The sequence below is a fragment of the Oceanicaulis sp. LC35 genome (assembly GCF_052055585.1).
Taxonomy (GTDB): Bacteria; Pseudomonadota; Alphaproteobacteria; order Caulobacterales; family Maricaulaceae; genus Oceanicaulis.
Map to the genome: position 1 here is coordinate 2275991 of NZ_CP170485.1, position 23761 is coordinate 2299751.

At 64.2% G+C, this 23761-nt stretch carries 25 protein-coding genes and 1 other RNA gene; 21 read left to right on the top strand and 5 right to left on the bottom strand.

Annotation, left to right across the window (positions count from 1 at the left end; all coding sequences use genetic code 11):
• The first annotated feature begins 74 nt into the window (after window positions 1-74).
• From ACFELO_RS10945 to ACFELO_RS11010, 14 genes are all read left to right on the top strand, one after another.
• The gene (locus tag ACFELO_RS10945; protein ID WP_440957802.1) at window positions 75-1928 is read left to right on the top strand and encodes a flagellar hook-length control protein FliK; all 1854 of its coding nucleotides are present in this window, start codon (window positions 75-77) and stop codon (window positions 1926-1928) included.
• A gap of 16 nt (window positions 1929-1944) precedes the next feature.
• Window positions 1945-2676, top strand: a complete 732-nt coding sequence (locus ACFELO_RS10950; RefSeq protein ID WP_440957803.1) for a flagellar hook assembly protein FlgD — start codon at window positions 1945-1947, stop codon at window positions 2674-2676.
• A gap of 102 nt (window positions 2677-2778) precedes the next feature.
• Window positions 2779-4176 (top strand): flagellar hook protein FlgE, encoded by a 1398-nt coding sequence (locus tag ACFELO_RS10955; protein WP_440957804.1) that lies wholly within the window; start codon window positions 2779-2781, stop codon window positions 4174-4176.
• A gap of 181 nt (window positions 4177-4357) precedes the next feature.
• Window positions 4358-4630, top strand: a complete 273-nt coding sequence (gene sciP / locus ACFELO_RS10960; protein ID WP_009803057.1) for a CtrA inhibitor SciP — start codon at window positions 4358-4360, stop codon at window positions 4628-4630.
• Between the two features lie 180 nt (window positions 4631-4810).
• Window positions 4811-6454: a flagellar basal-body MS-ring/collar protein FliF gene (gene fliF / locus ACFELO_RS10965; protein ID WP_440957805.1), complete on the top strand. Its 1644-nt coding sequence runs from the start codon at window positions 4811-4813 to the stop codon at window positions 6452-6454.
• Window positions 6455-6506: 52 nt separating this feature from the next.
• The gene (gene fliG / locus ACFELO_RS10970; protein ID WP_440959916.1) at window positions 6507-7493 is read left to right on the top strand and encodes a flagellar motor switch protein FliG; all 987 of its coding nucleotides are present in this window, start codon (window positions 6507-6509) and stop codon (window positions 7491-7493) included.
• Window positions 7494-7508: 15 nt separating this feature from the next.
• Entirely contained in the window at window positions 7509-8177 is a 669-nt protein-coding gene (locus ACFELO_RS10975) for a FliH/SctL family protein (RefSeq protein ID WP_440957806.1), read from the top strand.
• A gap of 84 nt (window positions 8178-8261) precedes the next feature.
• Window positions 8262-8567: a flagellar motor switch protein FliN gene (gene fliN / locus ACFELO_RS10980; protein ID WP_440959917.1), complete on the top strand. Its 306-nt coding sequence runs from the start codon at window positions 8262-8264 to the stop codon at window positions 8565-8567.
• Window positions 8568-8598: 31 nt separating this feature from the next.
• Window positions 8599-9963, top strand: coding sequence for a sigma-54-dependent transcriptional regulator FlbD (flbD, locus tag ACFELO_RS10985; protein WP_440957807.1), 1365 nt, complete (start codon window positions 8599-8601; stop codon window positions 9961-9963).
• A gap of 145 nt (window positions 9964-10108) precedes the next feature.
• On the top strand, window positions 10109-12223 hold the full coding sequence (gene flhA, locus ACFELO_RS10990) for a flagellar biosynthesis protein FlhA (protein ID WP_440957808.1): 2115 nt from the start codon (window positions 10109-10111) through the stop codon (window positions 12221-12223).
• 22 nt (window positions 12224-12245) lie between these two features.
• A complete protein-coding gene (locus tag ACFELO_RS10995; protein ID WP_440957809.1) occupies window positions 12246-13229 on the top strand; it encodes a flagellar biosynthesis-like protein (FlhF) in 984 nt (327 codons plus the stop codon).
• Entirely contained in the window at window positions 13226-14029 is an 804-nt protein-coding gene (locus tag ACFELO_RS11000; RefSeq protein ID WP_440957810.1) for a nucleotide-binding protein, read from the top strand. The genes ACFELO_RS10995 and ACFELO_RS11000 overlap by 4 nt, the downstream gene beginning before the upstream one ends.
• A gap of 69 nt (window positions 14030-14098) precedes the next feature.
• On the top strand, window positions 14099-14425 hold the full coding sequence (locus ACFELO_RS11005) for a hypothetical protein (RefSeq protein WP_440957811.1): 327 nt from the start codon (window positions 14099-14101) through the stop codon (window positions 14423-14425).
• Window positions 14426-14512: 87 nt separating this feature from the next.
• Window positions 14513-14968 (top strand): hypothetical protein, encoded by a 456-nt coding sequence (locus ACFELO_RS11010; RefSeq protein ID WP_440957812.1) that lies wholly within the window; start codon window positions 14513-14515, stop codon window positions 14966-14968.
• A 73-nt stretch (window positions 14969-15041) separates the two neighbouring features.
• Here the strand turns inward: ACFELO_RS11010 and ACFELO_RS11015 are convergent, their stop codons facing one another.
• The 3 genes from ACFELO_RS11015 to ACFELO_RS11025 form a co-directional block, all read right to left on the bottom strand.
• Window positions 15042-15806, bottom strand: a complete 765-nt coding sequence (locus ACFELO_RS11015) for a c-type cytochrome (RefSeq protein ID WP_440957813.1) — start codon at window positions 15804-15806, stop codon at window positions 15042-15044.
• Window positions 15807-15946: 140 nt separating this feature from the next.
• Window positions 15947-16819 (bottom strand): NAD(+) diphosphatase, encoded by an 873-nt coding sequence (nudC, locus tag ACFELO_RS11020; RefSeq protein WP_440957814.1) that lies wholly within the window; start codon window positions 16817-16819, stop codon window positions 15947-15949.
• Window positions 16820-16846: 27 nt separating this feature from the next.
• Window positions 16847-17434 carry an NAD(P)H-dependent oxidoreductase gene (locus ACFELO_RS11025; protein WP_440957815.1) on the bottom strand — a complete coding sequence of 196 codons (588 nt, stop codon included), beginning with the start codon at window positions 17432-17434 and terminating at the stop codon, window positions 16847-16849.
• A 76-nt stretch (window positions 17435-17510) separates the two neighbouring features.
• On the opposite strand from ACFELO_RS11025, the gene ACFELO_RS11030 reads away from it, so the two are divergent.
• The 4 genes from ACFELO_RS11030 (at window position 17511) to ACFELO_RS11045 (ending at window position 19981) form a co-directional block, all read left to right on the top strand.
• Window positions 17511-18152: a TetR/AcrR family transcriptional regulator gene (locus ACFELO_RS11030; RefSeq protein ID WP_440957816.1), complete on the top strand. Its 642-nt coding sequence runs from the start codon at window positions 17511-17513 to the stop codon at window positions 18150-18152.
• 141 nt (window positions 18153-18293) lie between these two features.
• Window positions 18294-18854 carry a carboxymuconolactone decarboxylase family protein gene (locus ACFELO_RS11035; protein WP_440957817.1) on the top strand — a complete coding sequence of 187 codons (561 nt, stop codon included), beginning with the start codon at window positions 18294-18296 and terminating at the stop codon, window positions 18852-18854.
• 236 nt (window positions 18855-19090) lie between these two features.
• Window positions 19091-19609 carry a porin family protein gene (locus ACFELO_RS11040; RefSeq protein WP_440957818.1) on the top strand — a complete coding sequence of 173 codons (519 nt, stop codon included), beginning with the start codon at window positions 19091-19093 and terminating at the stop codon, window positions 19607-19609.
• Window positions 19610-19765: 156 nt separating this feature from the next.
• Window positions 19766-19981 carry a hypothetical protein gene (locus ACFELO_RS11045; RefSeq protein ID WP_440957819.1) on the top strand — a complete coding sequence of 72 codons (216 nt, stop codon included), beginning with the start codon at window positions 19766-19768 and terminating at the stop codon, window positions 19979-19981.
• Here ACFELO_RS11045 and ACFELO_RS11050 read toward each other — a convergent pair.
• Both ACFELO_RS11050 and ACFELO_RS11055 read right to left on the bottom strand, forming a co-directional pair.
• Entirely contained in the window at window positions 19978-20304 is a 327-nt protein-coding gene (locus tag ACFELO_RS11050) for a hypothetical protein (RefSeq protein ID WP_440957820.1), read from the bottom strand. The two genes, ACFELO_RS11045 and ACFELO_RS11050, sit on opposite strands and share 4 nt — an antisense overlap.
• Window positions 20305-20470: 166 nt before the next feature.
• On the bottom strand, window positions 20471-21196 hold the full coding sequence (locus ACFELO_RS11055; RefSeq protein ID WP_440957821.1) for a helix-turn-helix transcriptional regulator: 726 nt from the start codon (window positions 21194-21196) through the stop codon (window positions 20471-20473).
• 286 nt (window positions 21197-21482) lie between these two features.
• Between ACFELO_RS11055 and ffs the strand changes: the two genes are divergently transcribed.
• The 3 genes from ffs (at window position 21483) to ACFELO_RS11070 (ending at window position 23754) form a co-directional block, all read left to right on the top strand.
• Window positions 21483-21579, top strand: an RNA gene (gene ffs, locus ACFELO_RS11060) — signal recognition particle sRNA small type.
• A gap of 76 nt (window positions 21580-21655) precedes the next feature.
• Window positions 21656-23413 carry a DNA polymerase III subunit gamma/tau gene (locus tag ACFELO_RS11065; protein ID WP_440957822.1) on the top strand — a complete coding sequence of 586 codons (1758 nt, stop codon included), beginning with the start codon at window positions 21656-21658 and terminating at the stop codon, window positions 23411-23413.
• Window positions 23410-23754 (top strand): YbaB/EbfC family nucleoid-associated protein, encoded by a 345-nt coding sequence (locus tag ACFELO_RS11070; RefSeq protein ID WP_440957823.1) that lies wholly within the window; start codon window positions 23410-23412, stop codon window positions 23752-23754. The genes ACFELO_RS11065 and ACFELO_RS11070 overlap by 4 nt, the downstream gene beginning before the upstream one ends.
• Window positions 23755-23761 lie beyond the last annotated feature (7 nt).

Genomic DNA, 23761 nt, shown 5'->3' on the forward strand with positions numbered 1-23761 from the left:
GGACAAAAAGTCCCGCCCCCTCGACGCAGCAAAACGCGGCGCATCAGCTTGATGATTTGCGGAGCCTTACGCTCATGCCGCTCGACCGTCTGCCCCCGGCGCCTGCGCCGACCGTGCCTGCACCCAAACGCACCTCCCGTGCGTCTGGCGAGGACGCGCAGACCTTTGCGCTGCCCGAGGCCGACACCCGCAAGTCCGCCCCGAACGCCCAATCGAAAACCGATGAGCGCAAAGCCGCCCCGTCGCAGGAGGCGTCCGACGCCAAGGACCGTGACGACGCAACCGACGCGCAAACGGCGACGCAGGACGCCCAGCGTCAGACCGCTGGCGAGAGCGCCCGGACTTTCAACGAACTCTTTGCTCAGGCTCTGGAGGGCGAGGCCAGCCAGGACGCTGACGCGCCGTCTGACGCCGCCCCCGAGACTGAAACGGACGCAAACCTCTCCAAGGACGCCGCCCCCAAGGCTGGCGCCGAGAACAAGCCTGCAAACGGCGCTGCGGATGCGTCGGGCGCACAAGCCCCGTCCCGGGCTCAGCCTGAAGCGCAAGCCAGCGCCGCCGCGCCTGCGCCGACCGGAACGCCCTCAGACGCGTCTGATGCGGATACGGAGCAGCCTGCAATCGCCAAGCCTGTTTCCGCAGACAAGAGCCAGGGAGCTCCGGCCTCTGGCGACACGCCTGTGAACGCCCCGCGCAATGCGGAGACCGGGCAAGCCCTGCCCCGGACGGCGGCCTCTGAAGACCAGCCTGAGATCGCCTCGGGTGAAGCCCAGCCGCGCGCCCGTGCAGACGCGGCCCCGAATGCGCAAACCGAACAGGACGCAACCGGTCGTTCGTCCGAGGCCAAATCGGCGGAGCCCCGCCCGCAGCCGCAGACTGAAGCCGCTGACGCTGTCAAACCCGACGCCAAGGCCGCGCCCGCAGACAGCAAGGCTCAGCCCGCCCCTGCGCTATCTGACGCCGCCCGCACCGATACGAATACGACCGATGCGACCCGGGCCCGTTCCGAACAGGGCTCGCAAGGGCAAGGCGCCAGCCAGTCCGCCAGCGTGGCCGCCGAGCAGGCCCAGTCCGCGGCGTCCGCTCAAGCCGCCTTCAAGGAGGGCGCCGAGCAGACCCACCGCGCAGAGTCAGACCGTGCGCCGGGCATTCAGAACAAGTCCCGTCACGCTGACAAGAGCGACGCTGGCGCCAAGAGCCCGGCGCCTCAGGGCGCCGCTGACGCCAGCGCATCCCGCTCCACCGCATCTGATGCCGCCGCCCAGGCGCGTCCGGCGCAAACCCCTGCCGCTGCCGCCGCCGCACCGGCCGACCCGCTGGCCTGGCTGCTTCAGGAGAGCCTGATGGGCGAGGAGGCGCCGGTCGAAGCGCCGACGGATTCAGCCGATGCCGAACTTGAAATGAGCACGGTGCGCGCCGAGCCCCGCATTGAAGCGGCGCGCCCTTCACAGCATCCCCAAGCCCACGCCGCATCGCGCTTTGCGCCGACCACGACGCAGACTCTGGCCGCCCAGATCGCCCGCAAGTTCAATGATGGCGGCCGGGTGTTCGACATCCGCCTTGATCCGCCCGAGCTCGGCCGCGTTGAAGTGCGCCTTGAGCTGGGCCCGGACAACAAGGTCTCCGCCATGCTGAGCGCGGAGCGGGCCGACACCCTGTCCGAGCTGCAGCGCCATGCGCGCGACCTTGAAAAGGCGCTGACCGAAACCGGTCTGGAGCTTGGTGAGGATGGTCTGTCCTTCTCGCTGAGCGAGGATAATGGCGCGTTCAGCGGTTTCCAGGATGAGGCTGGCGGTTCCGCTGACGGCTTCTCCGCCCGCAACCAGTTCACGCTGGAGGTCGAAACCGACCTGCCCGGCGCCCCGCTTGCCGACGCGCTCTACGGCTTCGCCGTCAGCCAGCGCGCTGGCGTCAACCTGATCGCCTGAGCAGAAGAGCGAGATCATGACCGAAGTCAACGCAGCCGCCGCCTCCCAGCAATCGCAAAGCCAGACCAAGCTTGCGACCGCTGGCCTTGCGGACAATTTCGACACCTTCCTGGTGCTGCTGACCGAGCAACTGAAGAACCAGGATCCGCTCGATCCGCTGGAATCGGAACAATTCGTCCAGCAGCTGGTCCAGTTCTCCTCGGTGGAGCAACAGATCGCGTCCAATGAATCTCTGGAAGCCCTGCTGGCGCTGCAACAGACCGACGCCCAGCTGACCGCGCTCGAATTCATCGGCAAGGAAGCCACCGTGAACACCCGCTACAACTTCCTCAAGGATGGCGAAGCCACCTGGGAGTACGGGCTGGCTCAGGAAGCTGACACTGTCGAAATCCTGATCTTCGACGAGAACGGCAAACAGGTGCGTCGTCTGGACGGCGACAAGGCTGAAGGCATCCACGAAGTCGTCTGGGACGGCAAGGATGAGGCCGGAAACGCCCTGCCTGAAGGCGTCTACGAGATCGAGATCATCGCCAAGGACGCTGACAAGAACGCCATTGATTACGCCACCCGCATCACCCACCGGGTCACCGGGGTGGAGATGAGCGGCGGCGCGGCCCAGGTCAGCTTCGCCAATGGCGAACTGATCCTGCCGGCCACCCTGGTCACCAGCGTGCGCGAGGCGAACAACGCCCCTGCGAACAACAACAATACCGGCGCTGAGGACGAGGAGTCCGAAGCCGCCGCCTAACCCCGAAAACGGGGAAACCGGAGCCCGAACCGCTCCGCAACAAAATCGAGGCTCTCCGCCAGAAGGACCGGGAGCCCTGGCTATAATGATGGGAAGCAAGTCATGAGTATCAACTCGGCCATGGCCGCCGGCGCGTCCGGCCTGATCGCCAACTCTTCGGCGCTCGCGGCGATTTCGGACAACATCGCCAACGTGAACACCGTCGGCTACAAGCGCGTGGATACGATCTTCACGCCGAACTACAAGATCGGCGGCGGCGGCGAGACCCGCTATGCCTCCTCGGGCGTGAGCTCGAACTCCCGCCTCGACGTGAACTCCTCGGGCCTTCTGACCCCGGGCGTGAGCGCCACCGACATGGCGATCGACGGCGACGGCTTCTTCGTCGTGCGTCCCAGCCCGACCGCGTCCGGTTCGTCCGACGCCGTGCTGTTCACCCGTTCGGGCGGTTTCCAGACGGACTCATCAGGCTTCCTGCGCAATGACGCCGGCATGTATCTGTATGCCTGGCCGGTGCAGGCTGACGGCACCGTCAACCAGAACCCGTCCAATGTGGACCAGCTTGAAGCTGTGAACCTGTCCAATATCGGCGGCACGGCGAATGCGACCTCCAGCGTCCGCATCAACGCCAACCTTCAGGCGAGCACGACCCCGTCGGCGGCGGCTGCGACCTATGACGCGACGGCATCGGGCACCAACATGGCCTCTGGCACGGTGACGCCGGACTTTGAGCGCACCATCCAGATCTATGACACCCAGGGCGGCGTCCGCTCTGTGACCATGTCCTTCCTCAAGCACGCCACCAACGCCAACCAGTGGCATGTGGAGCTGCACGTCCAGCCCGCCTCTGACGTGGTGACGGGCGCGCCCCTGATCGACGGTCAGATCGCCACCGGCATCGTCGCGTTTGACACCAATGGCGAGATTGTCCCGGGCGCTCCGACCACCCTGCCGACCAGCCTGCCGTTTGAAGCCTCTGACGCCGCAGGCGCCGTGGGCGCAGGCGCGGTCCGTTGGGCGGCGTCCACCGGCGTTGGCGCGCAAACCATTGCGCTCGACCTTGGCACCGCCGGCACGCCGGGCGGCATTACGCAGTTCAACTCGCCCTCCAACCTGGATTCCACCGTGGTGGATGGCGCGATCTTCGGCGCCTTCGCGGGTGTGGAAGTGAGCGATGACGGCTTCCTGTCCGCCCGGTTCACCAACGGCGTGGTCCGCCGGGTGTATCAGCTTCCGGTCGCAACCGTGTTCAACCCGAACGGCCTGGCCTCGGTCGGCGGCGCCAGCTTCCAGATCACCGAGGATTCCGGCGCCTTCACCCTGAACGCCCCGGGTTCGGGCGCTTCGGGCACCATCGCGGCGAAGACGGTCGAGAACTCGAACGTCGATATCGCCACCGAATTCTCAAACCTCATCATCACCCAGCGGGCCTATTCGGCCAGCTCCCGGATCATCACCACGGCGGACGAAATGCTCGCCGAGGCGATCCAGATGAAGCGCTAACCCAACGCCGTCCCACCGGCCGACTGACACCCCGGCGTTTCGGCGTCGGGGTGAATTTTTTCTAAACAACTGATTTACCGGACTTTTACCCTGAGCTTTAGGCTCACCTTAAGAGGCCTCGCGTATAACCCTTCCCATCAAGGACCCGCGTTAGACGGGTCTTCTTACAAGGATGGGTCGGATGGAACGTCGAGCGAAGAAGGAAAACTATGTCATCGGTCCCGATGGCAGTCCCCTAACCGTGGCCGATTTGCCGAGCCCGGATACCAAGCGTTGGGTTATTCGCCGCAAGGCCGAAGTGGTCGCCGCCGTGCGTGGCGGACTTCTCAGCCTGGATGAAGCCTGTGATCGCTACCGGCTGACCGTGGAAGAGTTCCTCTCCTGGCAGCGCTCTATCGACCGGCATGGCCTTGCCGGACTGCGCACCACGCGCATTCAGCAATACCGCCAGTAGGCGGGATCGCCCCCCTCTCTTTCAGGCCCGCATTCAGCGCGGCGAGTCTCGACTCGCCGCGCTGATCGTGTTTTTTGATTCAACGCGTTAAGACCTCGTTTACGCGGATAGTGGGAAAAACTTGCCTAGCCGCTGCAGGGAGCGGCGTTTTCCTGATTCGGAAATCAGCAAGGGCCCAGCGTGAACGCGTTACTGGAACAGCTTTCCCGATTCGGAGTCGGTCGACTCGCCGCCATTCTCGGTCTGACGGCCGGTGCGGCCGCCGCTCTGGTGTTTTTCACCATGAGCATGAACTCCAGCGGCCAGGCGCTCCTGTTCTCCGGGCTCGGTCCGTCCGACGCGGCTGCGGTCAGCGAACGTCTCGACCAGGCCGGCATCCCCTACGAACTGCAGGAAGGCGGCTCGGCCGTCTATGTCAGCACCGATCAGGTGGATGAAGCCCGCATGCGGGTCGCCTCTGGCGGCGCGCTGAGCTTTGGCTCTGTGGGCTATGAGATCTTTGACGAGACCGATGCGCTCGGCACCACCAGCTTTGTTCAGAACGTCAACGCCAAGCGCGCCCTGGAAGGCGAGCTGGCGCGATCGATCAACACGCTCAACACCGTTTCCGCCGCACGCGTCCACCTGGTGCTGCCCGAGCGCCGCCTGTTCTCGCGCGAGCAGCAGGAGCCCTCCGCCTCGGTGGTGATCAGCGTGCGCGGCGAATTGCCCAGCGCCCAGATCAACACCATCCGCAATCTTGTGGCCACCGCCGTGCCGGGTCTGCAGGCCAACCGCATTACGCTGGCCGACGATCAGGGCCGCCTGTTGGCCGCGCCCAGCGATGCCGAAGGCGACTTCGTTGGCGCCATGCTGGATGACCGCCAGAGCGCCATCGAGCATGACCTGCAGCAGAAGATCCGCGACCTCGTTGAGGGCGTTGTCGGCTCGGGCGGCGTGCGCGTGGCCGTCACCGCCGAACTCAACCGCCAGAGCCAGACCCGCACCCGTCTCGAATATGATCCCAATGGTCAGGTCGAGGTCAGCCGTCGCGCTGTCGAGGAACGCCGCAGCGAGCCGGTCACGTCAGGCGGCGTGTCGGTCAGCGAGAACACGCCGGACGCCGAAGCCGGCGCAGATGGCGAAACCCCGCTGCTGGCGACCAGCGAAAGCTCCACCACCGAGCGCAATTACGAGAACACCCGCGAAGAGATCGTCTCGATCATTCAGCCCGGCGATCTTGAGCGACTGGCCGTGTCGGTCGTGGTGGATGAAGTCGCGGTCGTGGGCGAGGACGGCACGTTGACCTTCGAGCCCCGCAGCGAGGCCGAGCTGACCCAGATCCGCAATCTGGTCGCCGCCGCCGTGGGTTTCCCCACCGACACCACGCTGACCGATGGCGAGCAGATCCTGCAAGTCACGTCCATGCGGTTCAGCCGCCCCGACCTGACGCTGGGCACGCCGGCGCCGGAAGGCTTTAACCTGGCGCGCCTTGATTTCATGCGTATCGCCGAGATTGTGGTGCTGTTCGTCACGGCCCTTCTGGTGATCCTGCTGGTCGCCCGCCCGCTGGTGCAAGGCGCCATCGGCAATGTCAGCAGTGCGCGCGTGGCGTCGTCGGGCGGCGGCGGAGCCCTGCCGGAAAATATCCAGGCGCTTCTGGGCAATTCAGACGGCACGGTGATGCTGCCTGAAGGCGATCCCGCTGATGACCATATCGATGTGGCCCAGATCGAGGGTCAGGTTAAGAAATCCTCGGTCCGCAAGGTCGCCGCGCTTGTCGAGCAACATCCCGATGAATCCATGAGCATCCTGCGCACCTGGATGCACGATGGCGAGGGCTGAGATGGCTGAAGCACCCCTTCCCCGCGGCCGCAAGATAGACGACCCGGCGAATATGACCGGGGCGGAAAAGGCCGCCGTGATCCTGCTCGCGCTTGGTGATGAACAGCGCCAGCTCTGGGAAATGATGGACGACGAGGAAATCCGCGTCGTCTCCCAGGCCATGGTCAATCTGGGCAATGTGACGTCCAGCGCTGTCGAGAAACTGATCATGGAGTTTGTCGGCTCCATGTCCTCGACCGGCTCGATCGTGGGTTCGGTCGATCAGGCCCAGCGCCTGCTGTCCTCCTTCCTGCCCGAGGACAAGGTCGACCAGATCATGGAAGAGCTGCGCGGTCCCGCCGGCCGGACCATGTGGGACAAGCTCGCCAATGTGAACGAGGTGGTTCTGGCGAACTATCTCAAGAACGAATACCCGCAGACCGTCTCCGTGGTGCTCTCCAAGGTGCGCCCCGATCACGCCGCGCGCGTTCTGGCCGCGCTGCCCGAGGATTTCGCCATGGAAGTGGTGACCCGGATGCTGCGCATGGAGCCGGTTCAGCGCGAGATCGTGGAAAAGATCGAAGAGACCCTGCGCTCGGAATTCATGAGCAATCTGGCGCGCACCTCCAAGCAGGACAGCCACGAGCTGATGGCGGACATCTTCAACAATTTCGATCGCCAGACCGAGAACCGCTTCCTCGCCTCGCTTGAAGAGCGCAGCCGGGATTCCGCAGAGAAGATCCGCTCACTCATGTTCGTCTTCGAGGATCTGGGCAAACTCGACCCGCAAGGCGTGCAGACGCTGCTGCGCGGCGTGCCCAAGGACCAGCTGGGTCTGGCCCTCAAGGGCGCATCCGACACCCTGCGCGACCTGTTCTTCTCCAACATGTCCGAACGCGCGGCGAAAATCCTGCGCGAGGACATGGCGTCCATGGGGCCGGTGCGTCTCAAGGACGTGGATGGCGCGCAACAGGCCATGGTCAACCAGGCCAAAGACCTCGCCGCCAAGGGCGAAATCCTGCTGTCGGAAGGCGGCGGGGAAGACGAGCTGATTTACTAGGAGGGCCCGAACTCAGTGTCTGACGGCTTCAGAAAATTCGACTTCGACCGGGAATTCGCACCGGACGGCCGCATTCTGCGTGAAGGCGACACGTTCAAGCGCGTCTATACCGAAGAAGAGATGCAGATGGTGGCCGAACAGGCCGCTGAAGCCGCACGTCAGGTCGCCGAGATCGAAGCCCAGGAAGCCGCAGCCGAAGCCGCGGGCCAGATTGTGCATCAGGTGGCGGGCCTTCTGGGCCGCCTGCAGGCGGAATCCGAAGCTATGCGCCAGGACGCCGCCCGGCTGGCGCTCGCCGCCGCCCGCATCATCGCTGGCGCAGCTCTGGAACAGTTTGGCGAGGAAACGCTGAAAGACTGCATCAGTGAAGCCCTGGCCGATCTGCGCAGCGAACCGCGCGTTGCGGTCCGGGTGAACCCGACCATGTCCGAGGCGCTGGCCGAAATCCTTGAAGGTGAAGCCGCCCAGCACGGGCTTGAAGGCGCGCTGATCGTGCGCGCCGATCCGGACGTGGCGCGCACCGATTGCGTGCTCGAATGGCGCTCCGGCGCGATCGAGCGCACGACCGCAGACATTGAAACCCGCATCGAGCAAGCCGTGAAGAACTGGCTGGCCCAGCCCCGTGAGGGCGATGCGGACCTCACCCCCGATCAGGCAGCCATGGGCGGTCAAGCCTCGGCCTGAAGGAGCTAAGTCATGAGCGACGACGATCTGAACCTTCCCGATCTGTCCGGCGGTCCCGACATTGTGAGCCCGGACCCCGAGCCCATGGGTGAACCGGCCCATGGCGCAGCCCAGGCCCTGATCGACGAGGAAGTCCGCACGGCGGTGGACCTCGCGCCCGTCTTTGACGTGCCGGTCAACATCTCTGCGGTTCTGGGCAAGGCCCATGTGGATGTCAATTCTCTGCTGCGCCTGACCTCGGGCTCCGTGCTCGAGCTCGACCGCAAGGTCGGCGAAGCCATCGACATTTACGTGAACTCTCGCCTGGTGGCGCGTGGCGAGGTCGTCGTCGTGGACGACCGGCTTGGCGTGACCATGACTGAAATCATCAAGGACGGGGACACCGGCTGACCCCGGCCGCCCATAGGAAAGGAAAAGAACGATGCGCGTTCTGATCGTTGGAAGCCTGGGCGGCCAGTTATCCGCCGCCACCAAAATCGCCATGGACCGGGGCGCGAAGGTCGCCCATGTGGACACCATCGCGCAAGCTACCGCCTATCTGCGGGCCGGCAAGGGCGCCGACCTTCTGATGGTCGACGTCAATCTCGATGTCGGCAGCCTGATCGCCGCCAACGAGGCCGAGCGCATCATCGTTCCGGTCATCGCGTGCGGCGTGAATGTGCGGCCTGAAGCCGCCGCCGGCGCCATCAAGGCTGGCGCGAAGGAATTCATCCACCTGCCGCCCGAGCCCGAGCTGATCGCAGCCGTGCTGGAAGCCGTCTCTGACGATGACCGCACCCTGATCGCCCGCGACCCGGCCATGCTGGACGTGGTGCGTCTGGCCGAGCAGATCGGCCCGTCCGATGCGTCCGTGCTGATCACCGGCGAGAGCGGGGTCGGTAAGGAAGTCATGGCGCGCTATGTGCACAAGAAGTCCAAGCGCGCCTCCAAGGCCTTCGTTTCGGTGAACTGCGCCGCCATCCCGGAAAACCTTCTGGAATCCGAGCTGTTCGGCCATGAGAAAGGCGCCTTCACCGGCGCGCTCGCCCGCCGGATCGGTAAATTCGAAGAGGCGGACGGCGGCACGCTGCTGCTGGACGAGATCAGCGAAATGGATGTGCGCCTGCAGGCCAAGCTTCTGCGCGCCCTTCAGGAACGCGAGATCGACCGGGTCGGCGGCTCAAAGCCGGTGAAGGTGAATATCCGCGTGCTGGCCACCTCCAACCGCGATCTGCGGGAAGCGGTGAAGGATGGCGCGTTCCGCGAAGACCTTCTGTTCCGCCTGAATGTCGTGAACCTCGCCATTCCGCCTCTGCGCGACCGCCCCGAGGACACGCTGGCGCTGGCCGATCACTTCCTGAAGAAATACGCCAAGGCGAACGGCATCGATTATCGCCCGCTGTCTGAAGCGTCCAAGGCGCAAGTCGTCGCCCGCGCCTGGAAGGGCAATGTGCGGGAGCTGGAAAACGCCATGCACCGCGCCGTCCTGCTGGCAAGCGGCCCGGTGATCGAGCCCGAAGCCATCCGCCTGCCGGACGGCTCGCCCCTGCCCGCGAGCTCTGCTGGCGCCGCGATGGCGCGCCAGGCGGCGCAGGCCGCTGACGAGGCGATCAACCTTGTGGGCAAGACCGTGGCCGAAGTGGAAAAGGATCTGATCTTGGACACGCTCGATCATTGCCTGGGCAACCGCACCCATGCGGCGAACATTCTGGGGATTTCGATCCGCACGCTGCGTAACAAGCTCAAGCTTTACGGCGAACAGGGGGAGGATATCCCCAGCCCGGGTGAATCCCGGTTCGCCGGATAGTGAACTCTCCGGCCCTGCCCGGTCTTTGCGGACAGGGCCGGACACTCTCGAAACGCTTTTGACGTGATGAGAATCCGGGCACTCAGACCCAGGGCGGGATGCAGAAGCGGCCTGCCTGTTAACCCTACCAGAACGGGCCCAATTCATGGCTGACGCCAACGCCTCCACCCAAAGCGGGTTAGACTTCGCCCAGATCGCCAAGCGACTGGCGCGGGGCGATATCGCGATGGGTCTGGGCGTTCTGGGCCTTCTGGTCATGCTGATCCTGCCTTTGCCCAAGGCGCTTCTGGATGTGATGCTGGCGGTGTCGGTGAGCTTTTCCGTGCTCATCCTGATGACGGCGCTGTTCATCAAATCCCCGCTCGAATTCACCGCCTTCCCCGCCATTCTTCTGGTCGCGACCATGCTCCGGCTGGGTTTGAACGTGGCGTCAACGCGTCTGATCCTGTCAGAGGGTCAGGGCGGCACGGCGGCGGCGGGCGACATCATCGAGGCCTTCGGCAGCTTCGTGATGCAGGGCAATTTCGTCATCGGGATCATTGTGTTCATCATCCTGGTGATCGTGAACTTCGTCGTGATCACCAAGGGTTCGGGCCGGATCGCGGAAGTCGCCGCCCGCTTCACCCTGGACGCCATGCCCGGCAAGCAGATGGCGATTGACGCCGACTTGTCCTCAGGCCTGATCAACGAGGATGAAGCCCGCAAGCGCCGCAAGGAACTCGAAGAGCAATCAAACTTCTTCGGGGCCATGGACGGCGCCAGCAAATTCGTGCGCGGCGACGCCATGGCGGGCATTCTGATCACCTCGATCAACCTCATTGGCGGCATGATCATCGGCGTCGCCCAGTCGGGCATGGATTTCGGCTCCGCCGCGAACACCTATTCCACGCTGACCATCGGCGACGGTCTGGTCTCCCAGATCCCGGCGCTGATCGTGTCGCTGGCCGCGGGTCTTCTCGTCTCCAAGGCGGGCGTTGACGGCGCGGCGGAAGAAGCCGTGTTCGGCCAGCTTTCCGCCAATCCCGCCGCCATGGGCATGGTGGCCGGCACCTCGCTCGCCATCGGCCTTCTGCCCGGCATGCCGCTGATCCCGTTCGGGCTAATGGCGGCGGGCGCAGGCGCGCTGGCCTGGACCAGCGCGCAACGCCGCGAGAAAGCCATAGAGACCGAAGCGCGTGAAGCGCGCGCCGAGGAAGACGCCGCCGCCAAGGGCCCCGATCCCACCGATGCGCCGATTGAGGACACCCTGCATATCGACGAGCTTAAGATCGAGCTGGGCTATGCCCTGCTGCCGCTGATCAATGATGTGGAAGGGCGTCGCCTGACCGATCAGATCAAGGCGCTGCGCCGCAATCTGGCCCAGGATAGCGGCTTCGTGCTGCCCAGCGTCCGCATCGTCGACAACATGCAGATGCCTGGCGAGCAGTATGTGCTGCGCGTGAAAGAGATGGAGGCCGGCGTTGGCGAGCTGAAGATCAACCAGATCCTCGCCATGAACCCCTCCGGCGCCCAGGTCGAACTGCCGGGCACACACGTCAAGGAACCCGCGTTCGGCCTGCCCGCCACCTGGATCGACGAGAGCAATCGCGAGGAAGCCACTTTCCGCGGCTATACGCTGGTGGACCCCGCCGCCGTGCTGGTCACCCATCTGACCGAGATCCTGCGCGACAACATGGCCGAGCTTCTGAGCTATTCGGAAACCGAGAAGCTGCTCGACGCCCTGTCGCCCCAGCACCGCAAGCTGGTGGACGAGATCACCCCCGGCCAGATCACCCGTGCGGGCATTCAGCGCGTCTTGCAGAATCTGCTCAAGGAGCGCGTCTCGATCCGCGATCTGGCGGCGATCATCGAGGGCGTGGCCGAAGCGTCCGGCGCGACCAACAATCTCGACGCCATCACCGAACATGTGCGCACGCGTCTGGCGCGCCAGATCTGCTACGCCAATCGCGGCCCGGACGGCAATCTGCCCGTCCTGTCGCTGAGCCCGCAATGGGAGCAGGCCTTCGCCGAGGCCCTGATCGGGGAAGGCGAACGCCGCCAGCTGGCGCTTGCGCCGAGCAAGCTGCGCGAGTTCGTGGAAGTCGTGCGCACCGCCTTTGACCGGGCGGGCATGAGCGGCGATGTGCCGGTGCTGCTGACCAGCCCGCATGTGCGCCCCTATGTGCGCTCGCTGACCGAACGCTTCCGCCCGCAAACCGTGGTGATGAGCCAGAACGAAATTCACCCCAGCGCCCGGCTCAAGACCGTCGGCCAGATCTGAGACTTGAAGGAGAGATGGCGCGATGCGCCTGCGCACCTACACCGGAGAGAGCCTGAGCACGGTCATGGAGCAAGTGCGCCGTGAGCTGGGTCCTGACGCGGTGATCATCTCCACGACCGATTCGCCCGAAGGCGGCGTTCAGGTGCGCGCCGCCGCTGAGCGCGGAACCGTGCAGCCCAAGGCGGATACACCCGAAGCCGCCCTCGCCAAGCGGGACAAGGCGCGCGCCACCGCGCGCGGTCAAGCGGATGAAGGCCTGACGCGCATCGCCCGCGCCCTGAGCTGGCACCTTCCGCCCGAACGCGCCTCTGAAGCGCTGATGGACAGCGCCATGGCGCTGGAGGATGGCGAAGCCACCGCCACCCTCGCCCGTGCGCTGGACCAGCGCTATGGCGTACACCCGCTGGAACCCGATCCGGGGCGTCCGGTCCTGCTGGCGGGCCCTCCGGGAACCGGCAAGTCCTCCGCCCTCGCCAAGCTGGCCGCCCGCGCCGTCGCCCAAGGCTATGCCCCGGTGCTGATCAGCGTGGATGCGCGCGCCGGCGCCGCCGAGCAGATGACCGCCTATGCCGATGCGCTGGACCTGCCGCTGGAATGCGTCACCGGACCGCGTGAGCTGCATGCGGTGCTGGAGCGCCTGCCCGCCGGGCCAGTCCTGATCGATGTGGCCGGGCTCAACCCGTTTGATCTCGATCAGCTTGATGATCTGGCCGCCCTCGCAGACGCGGCCGATGGCGAAGTCGTTGCCGTGCTCGACGCCGGCATGACCCCGGGCGACGCGGAAGACGCCGCCGCCCTGTTCTGCTCGATCGGCGCAGGCCGGGTGATCGCCACCAAGCTCGATATCGCCCGTCGGCTCGGCGCGCTTCTGGCCTTTGGCGAGGCCGGTCTCGCCTACGCCCAGATTTCCGCCTCCCCCTATATCGGCGACGGCCTTGCGCCCGCCACCGCCCTGCGCCTGTCCAGATTGCTTCTGGAAGACCCCGGAGAGGAGCTCCCGGCATGACGAACTTCGCCGCAGACGCCTCAACGGCGCTCAGTGCGCCGCGCCGCGCCGGACCGCTTCTGGCCATTGCGTCGGGCAAGGGCGGGGTCGGCAAGACCACGCTCGCCATCGCCATGGCCCACGCCTTCGCGCGCCGGGGCCAGCGCACCTTGCTGGTGGACGCCGACCTGGGCATGGCCAATGTGGATGTACAGCTGGGCGTCAGCGCCGTCAGTGATCTCGCCTCGGTCGTTGCAGGCGATCTCAGCCTTGCTGAAGCAGTGAACTCGGCGGGCGAAGACAGCTTTGACCTCATCGCCGGGCCGTCAGGCTCCGCCGCGCTCGCCGGTCTGGATCTTGAGAACGTCAACCGTCTGGCGGCGGGCGTCACCGCTGCGGCGATGGCCTATGACCGCACGCTGATCGATCTCGCAGCCGGCGCAGAACGCTCCACCATTCGGCTCGCCGCCGCAGCAGATGATGTGGTGGTGGTGATCAATGACGAGCCGACTTCGCTGACTGACGCCTACGCCTTCGTCAAAACCCTGCGCATGCGCGATGAAGGGGCGAGCCCCTTCGTGGTCGTCAATAACGCGCCCGATCACGCCGCCGCCCAGTCCGCCTATATGGGCTTCGCCAAGACGTGTGAGAGCTTTCTGGGGTTCCGGCCGCCGCTGGCGGGCATCGTTCGTCGCGATCCGCATGTGCCGCAGGCCATCCGCGCCCAGGTCATGCTGGAGAAACGCTATCCGGCGTCTGACGCGGCGTCCGACATCGCCAAGCTCGTGCGGGCGCTGGAGCATGGCGTTCCGGTCAAGTAAGATGATCACCGCCCTTGGGGGGCGCGAGATCAACAGGCTTCAGACAGAAGCCGGTACAGGGGGGTGCGCATGGCGGGCAATGACGCCTGGAGCCTGTTATGGGCGGGTTTCACATTCTTTGATCTGTCCTTCATCCTGATGGCGGGCATCGTGGCGGCGCTGGCCATGCGCCGCTGGGGACAGCTAACCGCGGCCGCCCTGATCGCCTATGCCGTGGACGTCATCCTGCGCTTCACGCTCGAATTCATGAGCGCGGGCGACATGCCCGCCAATTTCGCCATGGATCTGGCCTTCGCGCGCATGGACATGCACGCCCTGTCGGCCATGCTACGGCCCTTCCTGTATTTCGGGACCATCGCCATTCTGTTCGGCGTGAAGAAGCGCTATGGCGGCTAGAGGACGTCTGTGCATCCATATCCCGGCCTGAATGCATCCTGACCAGAAAGCGGCGCCATTGGGGCGCTGCATCTGTCAGGGATTGCCATGCTCCACGCCATTCTCACCTCAATCGCCCTCCTCAGCCCGCTCGCGCCGACCGTCCAGCTGGGCGGCAGTGAAGCCGCGAACGCCAATACGCTTCAAACCCTGTGCGCTACGCAAACACGCCGCGAGCTGGACCCGGCCGAACTGCCCCTCGCCCAGTCCAGCCATGTGCAGATTGATTGCGACGGCTATGTCTTCATGGATACGCCGCGCCTTGCCGAGTTCGTCTTCGCCGATGACCGGCTGACCCATGTCTGGGTGCTTGTCGAAGCAGGTGAGCTGGACGCGCTCGACGCCGCCTTCACAGATCAATATGGCGCCGCCACGGTTCGGACTGATGGCTTCAGCGCCTATTTCGACGCCCGGGCGGCCGTGCGCCGTGATGTGCCGGAAGCCCTGTTCTACGCGCCTGATGCAGCGCCACTTTTTGAAGCCTGGTTCAGCAGTGCTGGTTGAAACTGACCACAGGAATCAAAAAGGGCGCGTCCAGCGGACGCGCCCTTTTCATGTTTGCGTATGACGCAGGGGCCTAGTGGCCTTCGCCCTCGCCATGACCGTCTTCCGGCTGCGGCTCGGCGGCCGGCTCGGTCTCTTCGGTCATCGGAGCGGCGTCTTCAGCGCCCTCTTCAGCCATCGGAGCATCGCCTTCGGCTTCAGCAGGCGCGGCTTCTGCAGCGTCAGCCGCTTCAGTCATCTCGCCATGGGCTTCATCGCCGTGCGCGTCTTCCTCAGCCGCCGGAAGCGGAGCCGGGAACGGCATGTCGGAGCTGCCTTGCTCATGGATGTAGGCGATCAGGTTGATGCGATCTTCCTGGTCACGCAGGCCGGCGAAGCTCATCGCGGTGCCGGGAATGTAGCGGCGCGGGTTTTCCAGGAAGTTGTAGAGGTTCTCGTAACCCCAGCCGCTGGCCGTCGCGCCGTATTCCTGCATGGCGCCGGAATAGTTGAAGCCGTCTACAGCCGCGACTGCGCGACCAAGAACACCGTAAAGGTGCGGGCCCGTGCCGTCAGCCATGCCCGAATCAAAGGTGTGGCAGCTGGCGCAACGGCGTGCGACGCGCTCACCGGCCGACACATCGGCGCTGGCGAGCAGAACGCCGAAATCAACCGGGCCCTCTTCCTCTTCCTCAGCGCCGCCATGTCCGCCCTCAAGGGCGGTCAGGTCGACCGGGTAGCCGTATTCCTCGGGCTGTTCGACATGGAACAAGCTGTCACCAAGAGTGGTCAGCCCCAGGACCACCAGAGCGATCGCCAGGAGAGCGGCAGCCAGCTTATTGAAGAAAAGAGAGCCCATGAGCGTCCTCACCGATCCCTACTGATAAAACGGAGTGTGGCGGTGTTTGGCACGCTCCGGCGAAAGAGGCAACCAGTTCACACCGCTTTGAAAGGTATTGCCCAGCTCATTCTGACAAGCGCGACAGGGCGTCGCAGGTCTCAGTCCGAACCGGCAGCGAGCCATCTTTCTATCAGCATACGCGCGATTGAGAAGTGCGATGGCATCATCCGGGCGATCTCGCTGTTGAAAAGCGTGCGCACTTCGTCGCGCGTGAACCAGCGCGCATCCTCCAGATCGTCGTCAGGGACGAGCTCGCCCGGCTCTGCTTCCGCCATCAGCCCGATCATCAGCTGGGAGGGGAATGGCCAGGGCTGGCTGGCGACATACTCGACCGAAGTGACCTTGAGGTGGACTTCCTCGGCCACTTCGCGGGCGCAGGCCGCATCAATGGTCTCGCCCGGCTCCATGAACCCCGCCAGCGTGGAATACATGCCCTCTGGCCAGTTGGGCTGACGCCCCAGCACACACTTGTCGCCTGCATGCACCAGCATGATCACGCTGGGATTGACCCGCGGGAAGTGCTCCGTCTCGCAAGCCGGGCAGACGCGCTTGGAGCCTGCATCCGCGCCCAGCGTCTTCTCTCCGCAATTGGAGCAGAACGTATGTTCGCGATGCCACATCAACAGCGAGCGCGCGCGACCGAACGTGCTGGCGAGCTCTGGCGGCGCGCTGGCCGCCGAATGCCGGAAGTCCGGGCCTTTTTCGGCAACGCCCTTCTCCACCGCGCCGGCGAACCAGGGCGCGCCGTCCAGCAGGCCCAGAAAGATCAGGCCCGGAGATTTGAGCGGCAGGCGCGACGCATATTTGGCGCGCATGATGAGCGGGGCGCCCTGCTCATCCATGGCCAGATCTCCGCCTGCAAACAGGACAGCCTGCGCCTTGCGGTCCGCAAGCTGGCTTTCGACCCACTCCGGATTGGAGCGGAACAATCCCGCGTGATCGAGCGCGGCGTCGGTGAAAGTCAGTTTCATGCTGCTAGCTAGACCGAATTCGGCCCCCTAGCCAACAGCCGCTTTCAAGCCCAGAGCCTTGGCCTTTTGCAACCAGCCGTCACGCTTCTTGTCCGTGCTGCCCAGAATCCGACCGAACTGTCTCACATGGCGTGGCTTGATACCGACAAACTCGAAGACCAGCCGGGTCAACGCCAGACGGGCAGGTCTGCCATATACCCACCGATCCCAGAGCGGAGGCGTGTCGGACGTGATGATGATGTCGCCTGTCCGCCCGACCAGCAGCTTGTCCCAGCCCAAGCCTTTCTTGTGATACCTGAAGCCAAAACCCGGCAAGAGTGCGCGATCCAGTACGGTTTTGGCCTGCCCCGGAATAGAGCCCCACCAGTACGGGGTCACGAACACCACATGGTCCGCCCAGACGAGATTGTCCTGCCAGGCCTGCAGGTCCGGTTCGAGCAGCGATGTCTGGCCGGTATAGCCCTCGAACCCATTCTCGAAGCGCATGTCGGATACGGCCTGAACCCGCACTTCGGCGCCCGCCTCCCGCGCGCCCTGGGCGTAGGCGTCCGCCAGAGCATGATTGAAACTGCCACCCCGAGGATGCGCCACCCAGATGAAGACCTTCCTGGCCATGCCCGCCTCCATAATGTGAGCAATGATCATGTTTTAAAACGTGACATATGCTCACATTTTTGACAGAGTCAATCTTATGTCCGAAGCCTCCTCCTCCCTCTCCGACATCCAGCCGCGCAAAGCGCCAGTCCAGGCACGTAGCCGGGAGCGGTTTGAACGCATCCTTTCGTCAGCATTGGAATTGATCGTCGAACGGGGAGCGGACCCGGTATCCATGCGCGAGATCGCCGCCTCAGCGGACATCTCCATCGCCTCGCTCTATCAGTACTTTCCGGACAAGCCCGCGATCATCGCAACCCTGTGCGAGCGCTGTAACGCCGATACCTTTGAGTACATTCAAGCCTTGCTTGACAACGTCGGGACCATCGCCGCGTTCAAGACCGCGGTCCTGCAACTGGCCGACGGGCTTTTCCGGCGCCTGATCGAAGACCCCACCACGCTCGCCCTGTGGCGCGCCAGCCAGTCCGACCCGCGCCTGCAAGCGTCAGAGGATGAAGACGAGGCCGCTCATGCGGCTTTGGTCTGTCAGACGCTCAGACGGATCGCGCCGTCCAAGACTGAAGCCGAGTGCAAGCTCTACGCCCAGATTCTCGTGCACACATTGGCCAATTGCCTGCGACTGGCCTCGCGGCAATCCGGAAAAGACGCCTTCAGCGGTGTTCTGATGTGCAAGGCCCTCATCCTTGAACCCAGCCTTGAGGCCTTCTTCACACCCTGATGCCAATTGGCTCTCGATCGTGTGAAATTCTGTTGATCGATCAGTATCTTTTCAAAATTCTCGCCATGCCCCATCTGCGGATCGTCGCTTTGACCGGCCTTGCACTTCGCAACGCTGCGCCCCCCAAGGATGGAGCCTTCCATGACCGACTTTAACCTCTACGACGAAACCAACGCCCCTGAAGCCGCCCGTCCGGTGCTGGCGACCGCCAAGGGCGCTTTCGGCTTCGTGCCGAACCTTCTGGGCACGCTGGCTGAAAGCCCGGCCGCCGCTGAAGCCTATCTGACGCTGGCCGGCATCGTGGACAAGACGAGCCTGACCCCGGCGGAACGCCAGATCGTGCTGCTGACGGTGTCCTATGAGAACACCTGCCATTACTGCATGGCCGCGCACTCCACCCTGGCAGGCGGCGCCGGCGTTGACGCTGCAACCCTGACCGCCCTGCGCACCGGCACGCCGCTGCCGGACGCCCGTCAGGAAGCGCTCGCCCGTTTCACCCGCACCCTGGTGCGCGAACGCGGCTACGCCAATGACGCCGACGTCAAGGCGTTCCTGGATGCGGGCTACACCAAAGCCAACATCTTCGACGTCATCACCGCCACCGCGCTGAAGACCATTTCCAACTATGCCAACCACATCGCCGTGACCCCGGTCGACGCGCCGTTCCAGGCTCAGACCTGGGCGAAACCGGCCGCCGCCTGAGCCGGCTGAAAGGTTAACGTTTCCGGGTCGGGGCGGAATTCCGACGGCGTTTCGCCACGGCCCGGACACCGTTCGCCACCGCTTGGCCACAATGCGTCGCAGAACTGCAACACTGCGTTTTTACAGACATTTTCAGCAGCAGATGCAGGCTTGCGAACCTCGATCTGCGGGCACAACTCTCAACGCGGGCTGGGGCTCTAACCGGAACCCATACGCGTCAAAGAAAGACAAAAACCATGCAAAAGACGATCCTCCTCTCCACTGCTGCCGCCCTGCTGATCGCTGGCGGCGCTTCCGCGCAAGAGTCCAAATGGAACATCGGCGCCGGCTACACCTATTTCGATGCCTCTGACATCGAACTGGACGTGATCAACGTCCGTGGCGGCTACGACATCAACCAATATTTCGGCGTCGAAGGCGAACTGCTGGTCGGCCTGGAAGACGAAGACCTCTCCATCGGCGGCGTGCCGGCTGAAGTGGGCCTCGACTACGGTCTGGGCATCTACGCCAAGGCGCAATACCCGCTGGCCGAGCAAGTCTCTGTCTACGGCCGTCTGGGCTATGCCTACCACGAGTTCGACGCGTCTGTCGCAAGCGCGAGCTTCGACGACAGCTCTGACGCTTTCGCTTTCGGCGGCGGTCTGGAATGGACCATTGCCGGCCCGAACGCAGTGCGTTTTGACTACACCCGCTACGAGTATGATGGCGACGGCGATGCTGACGCCTACTCCATCGGTTATGTGCGTCGCTTCTAGGCGATACGCTTTTCCGGCATGTGAAACGGGCGCGGCCATGCCGCGCCCGTTTTGTTTGCGGCACGCTGCGACATGATCGCTCTGGCTCAGATGGGCACTGGACAAGGCCGCCGACAATCCTGAAAATGCGAATTGTTCGCAATAAGGAGAGTCGCCATGGCGTGCGCCGTCGTTGAATTTCCCACTCTAAAGACAGGCGTCTGCGCCCCGTCAGTCACGGACTGGCTCGACAGTCAGGCGCGGGTCGTGGACATCTGGATTGATCGCCTTGTGGCGACAGGCGGCGATGTGGGGCTGATCGCAGTCCTGGATCAGCATGCCGCTTTCTTGCGCGAAGCGCTGGAACGCAGCAGCCCGGTTGAACCGGGCTAGGCGGCGGAGCTGATCAGCTCGGCGTAGAAGTCGTTCTCATAATCGGACCTGGCGGCCAGCTCATCGCGCCCGCTCAGCTGAACGGCGTCGCGGAATGCAGAGTAGATCAGACGATCAGACAGGCTCATCTCGCGTTCGGCCTCGCCATTGGCGCGAATGCGCGCCCAGCGCCAGATCGCCAGCTTCATGGCCAGGCTGTCCCAATCGCTCGCTTTCTGCGCGCTGACAGCCGGCAGCAGATGCGCCAGATCCGGGTTCGCCCCTTCTGACTTCATCTGTTTGAGTTGCTCGAACACAAATTCTATGAACTCTGAATCGTTCACACACTCACTCCGTCTGAGGTTGAACGGCGTTCAATCGCCGGAGCGCGGGGTATAGTTAAATCTGAATAAGGGTCACGTCCCGTAATTCAGGGACAAACAAGGGCAAGCTTGCCTTATTTTTTCAAATTGTCGCCTTGTTGGCGAGAATGCTTCTGAAACACTGCAATTAAAGCGTTATCAAACCGGCCCTTAGCGCTTTGAGCACAGCGGCGATGCGGTTGGAGGCCTCCAGCTTCACAAAGGCGCGTCGCATGATCGTGTCCACGGTATGGGGCGAAACACCCAGAATTGCCGCGATGACCGCGTTACTTTTGCCACGGGCGAGCCATTGCAGGATCTCAACCTCGCGTTCGGACAGGTGTGGCGGCGCAGGCGCGTCCACATCGCGAATCCCCACCGTCCGGCTGAACAGCTCCTGACTGGCGAGCTGAAGCACGCGCAACTCGATAGCGGTCAGACTGAAAGGGCCTGAAAACCGCCCACACGCCACAAAGGCCGCCAGGCCATAGGGACCGAAGACAGGAATGGTGAAGCCATCCGCAAACCCCGCCTCGCGCAACAGCGCAAACAGACGCTGACTGAACCGTGTGCCCGGAGAGGTCTGCTCAACCTCGAACCAGTATTGTGGCTGCAAAGCCGTGGCGGCGCGACTGGTAACCGGGTCATGCTCGAAAAGACGCTCATCGAGATAGGCCGCATGCATGTTCGCAGGGAACGTATTGTACTCGAAATCAAATGACGTGTCGGACGCATCAAACGGGCTGGGCAGCACCTGATAGCCAAAAGCCTCGACGCCATAGCCTTCTACAAAGCTTTTGAAAGCCGCACAGAGCGCATCCACGCTGTCTGCCGCAGCACTGTGCTCCAGAAACCTGAGGAGCGTTTCCGCCATAGCCTTCCCCGTTTGTTGGGGAAAGAGGAACACCCCGGCGGGCAAATGGCAAGGACGAAGACCGTCCTCGCCCTATTTTCCAGTAGCTTAACAAGGTCGGGGCCCGGCAAAGCAAAGGGTTCAGCATCTGAACGTATTGATAGTCGTCTCATTCACGGCGTCTCGTCTTGCCTGACAAGCCACGGCGCCAAGGCCTTGTCCTTGCGAAACGTCCGGCGCCGGAAAGCTGTGGACACCTGCGGGCCCGCCTTGCGTTTCGCCCCCTCAAACGCGATATTGAAAGCAGGAAGGCCGGCGGCGGACGAGCCCCTCGCCAACCCGGTCAGGTCCGGAAGGAAGCAGCCGTAACGAGTTTCGGTTCGGGTCGCCGTCCGGTCTTCCGCCGTCTTCCGCGTCAGTTCATCTCCCGCAGCACCCGATCGAGGGCGCGCGGACCCGCGCGAAGGACCCTCTCCTGTGATGGATGATCCCCACTCCGACGCGCCTGAGTCAGACGCCCATGAGGCCTATGATGGCCCGGCCCTGCCCGGCCTTGAGCCTGAAGCGCCCAAGGATACGGGCTATCAGGTGCTGGCGCGTAAATACCGTCCGCAAACCTTTGACGATCTGATCGGCCAGGAGCCGATGGTGCGCACGCTGACCAATGCGTTCGCCTCCGGCCGGATCGCCCACGCCTATATGATGACCGGCGTGCGCGGGGTGGGCAAAACCACGACCGCGCGCCTGATCGCCCGTGCGCTCAACTATGACACCGATACGGTGCACCAGCCTTCCATCAACCTCACCCCGCCGGGCCGGCATTGCGACGCCATTGCGCGCTCGGCCCATGTGGACGTGATGGAGATGGACGCCGCATCCCGCACCGGCATTTCGGATATCCGCGAGATTCTGGACGGCGTCCGCTATGCGCCCGTCAGCGCCCGCTACAAGGTCTACATCATCGACGAAGTGCATATGCTGTCGACCTCGGCCTTCAACGCGCTTCTCAAAACGCTCGAAGAGCCGCCCGAGCATGTGAAGTTCATCTTCGCGACAACCGAGATCCGCAAGGTGCCCGTCACCGTGCTGTCGCGCTGTCAGCGCTTTGACCTCAAGCGCGTGGACCGTGAAGTTCTGACCGACCATCTGGCGCGCATCTGCCAGAAAGAAAACGCCAGCGTGGAGCGCGACGGCCTCGCCGCCATCGCTCGCGCCGCTGAAGGCTCGGTGCGCGATGCACTGTCCCTGCTCGATCAGGCGATCGTTCAGGCGCAGGACGGCGAAAGCGTCACCGCCGAACAGATCCGCGACATGCTGGGCCTCGCCGATCGCTCCCGCGTGCTGGACCTTCTGGAAGCGGCGCTGGAAAACCGCGCCAAGGACGCGCTCGACGAGCTGCGCCACCAGTATGACAGCGGCGCGGACCCGCAGGTTCTGATGCGCGACTTGCTCGATCACCTGCATGCGGTCAGCCGCATCAAGGCGGCGGGCCCGTCTGCGGACCTCGGGGAAGCGCAAGAGACTGTGGACCGGCTGGCGAAACTGGCCGAAGCCCATTCCCTCGCCTCCCTCGGCCGTTTGTGGAAAACGGCGCTGACCGGGCTTGATGATGTGAGGAACGCGCCCGATCCGGTGTCGGCGGCGGAAATGGCGGTGATCCGGCTGATGGCCGCCGCCAGCCTGCCCAGCCCTGAAGACGCCGCCCGCCTTCTCGCCGGGATCGCCCCGTCAGGCGGTGGCGCAAACCCTAGCAACGGTCCGGGGGGCGCGCCGTCCGGACCGCAAGCGAGCTACGTTGCGCCCGAGCCTGAATTTCACGGCCCCAGGGACCTTGATGCCCTGATCGCCATGGTCGATGAGGCGCGCGATATCGGGCTGAAGCTCGATATCGAACGTTGTTTCCGCCCGGTTTCGATCAAGCCCGGCGCCATTGTGTTTGAGCCCACCGAGAACGCGCCCTCCAATCTGGGCGGGCGCATCGCCGCTTTCCTGCAAGAGCAGACCGGCGAGCGCTGGCTGGTGGATTCCAAGCCCAAGTCGAAGGGTGGAGAGACCATTGCCGAGCGCCGTGAGCGCGAGCATGAAGAGCGTATGGACGCTATCCGCCGCGACCCGGCCATGATCAAGGCGCTGACCCTGTTTCCGGGCGCGGAAATCCTCACCGTTGACGAACCCGCACCGCTTCCCACATCTGAAGACGAAGACGACAACGCCGCGCGGCAGGAGACCTCCCGATGAAAGACCTTGGCGGGCTGATGAAGAAAGCCCAGGAAATGCAGGCCAAGATGGCCGAGGCGCAACAGCGCCTTGAATCCCTGGAAGTCACCGGCGAGGCCGGCGCGGGCCTCGTGAAACTCACCCTCACCGCCAAGGGCGAGATGCGCGGGCTTCAGATCGACAAATCCGTCATCGATCCCGAAGACCCGTCCATGCTGGAAGACCTGATCAAGGCCGCCCATAACGACGCCAAGCGCAAGGCCGACATCGCCCAGACCGAGGCCATGAGCGAGGCCACCAGAGGCCTCGGCCTGCCGCCGGGCATTGATCTGCCGTTCGGCACCAAGCCGGGACCGTTCTAGGGAGAAA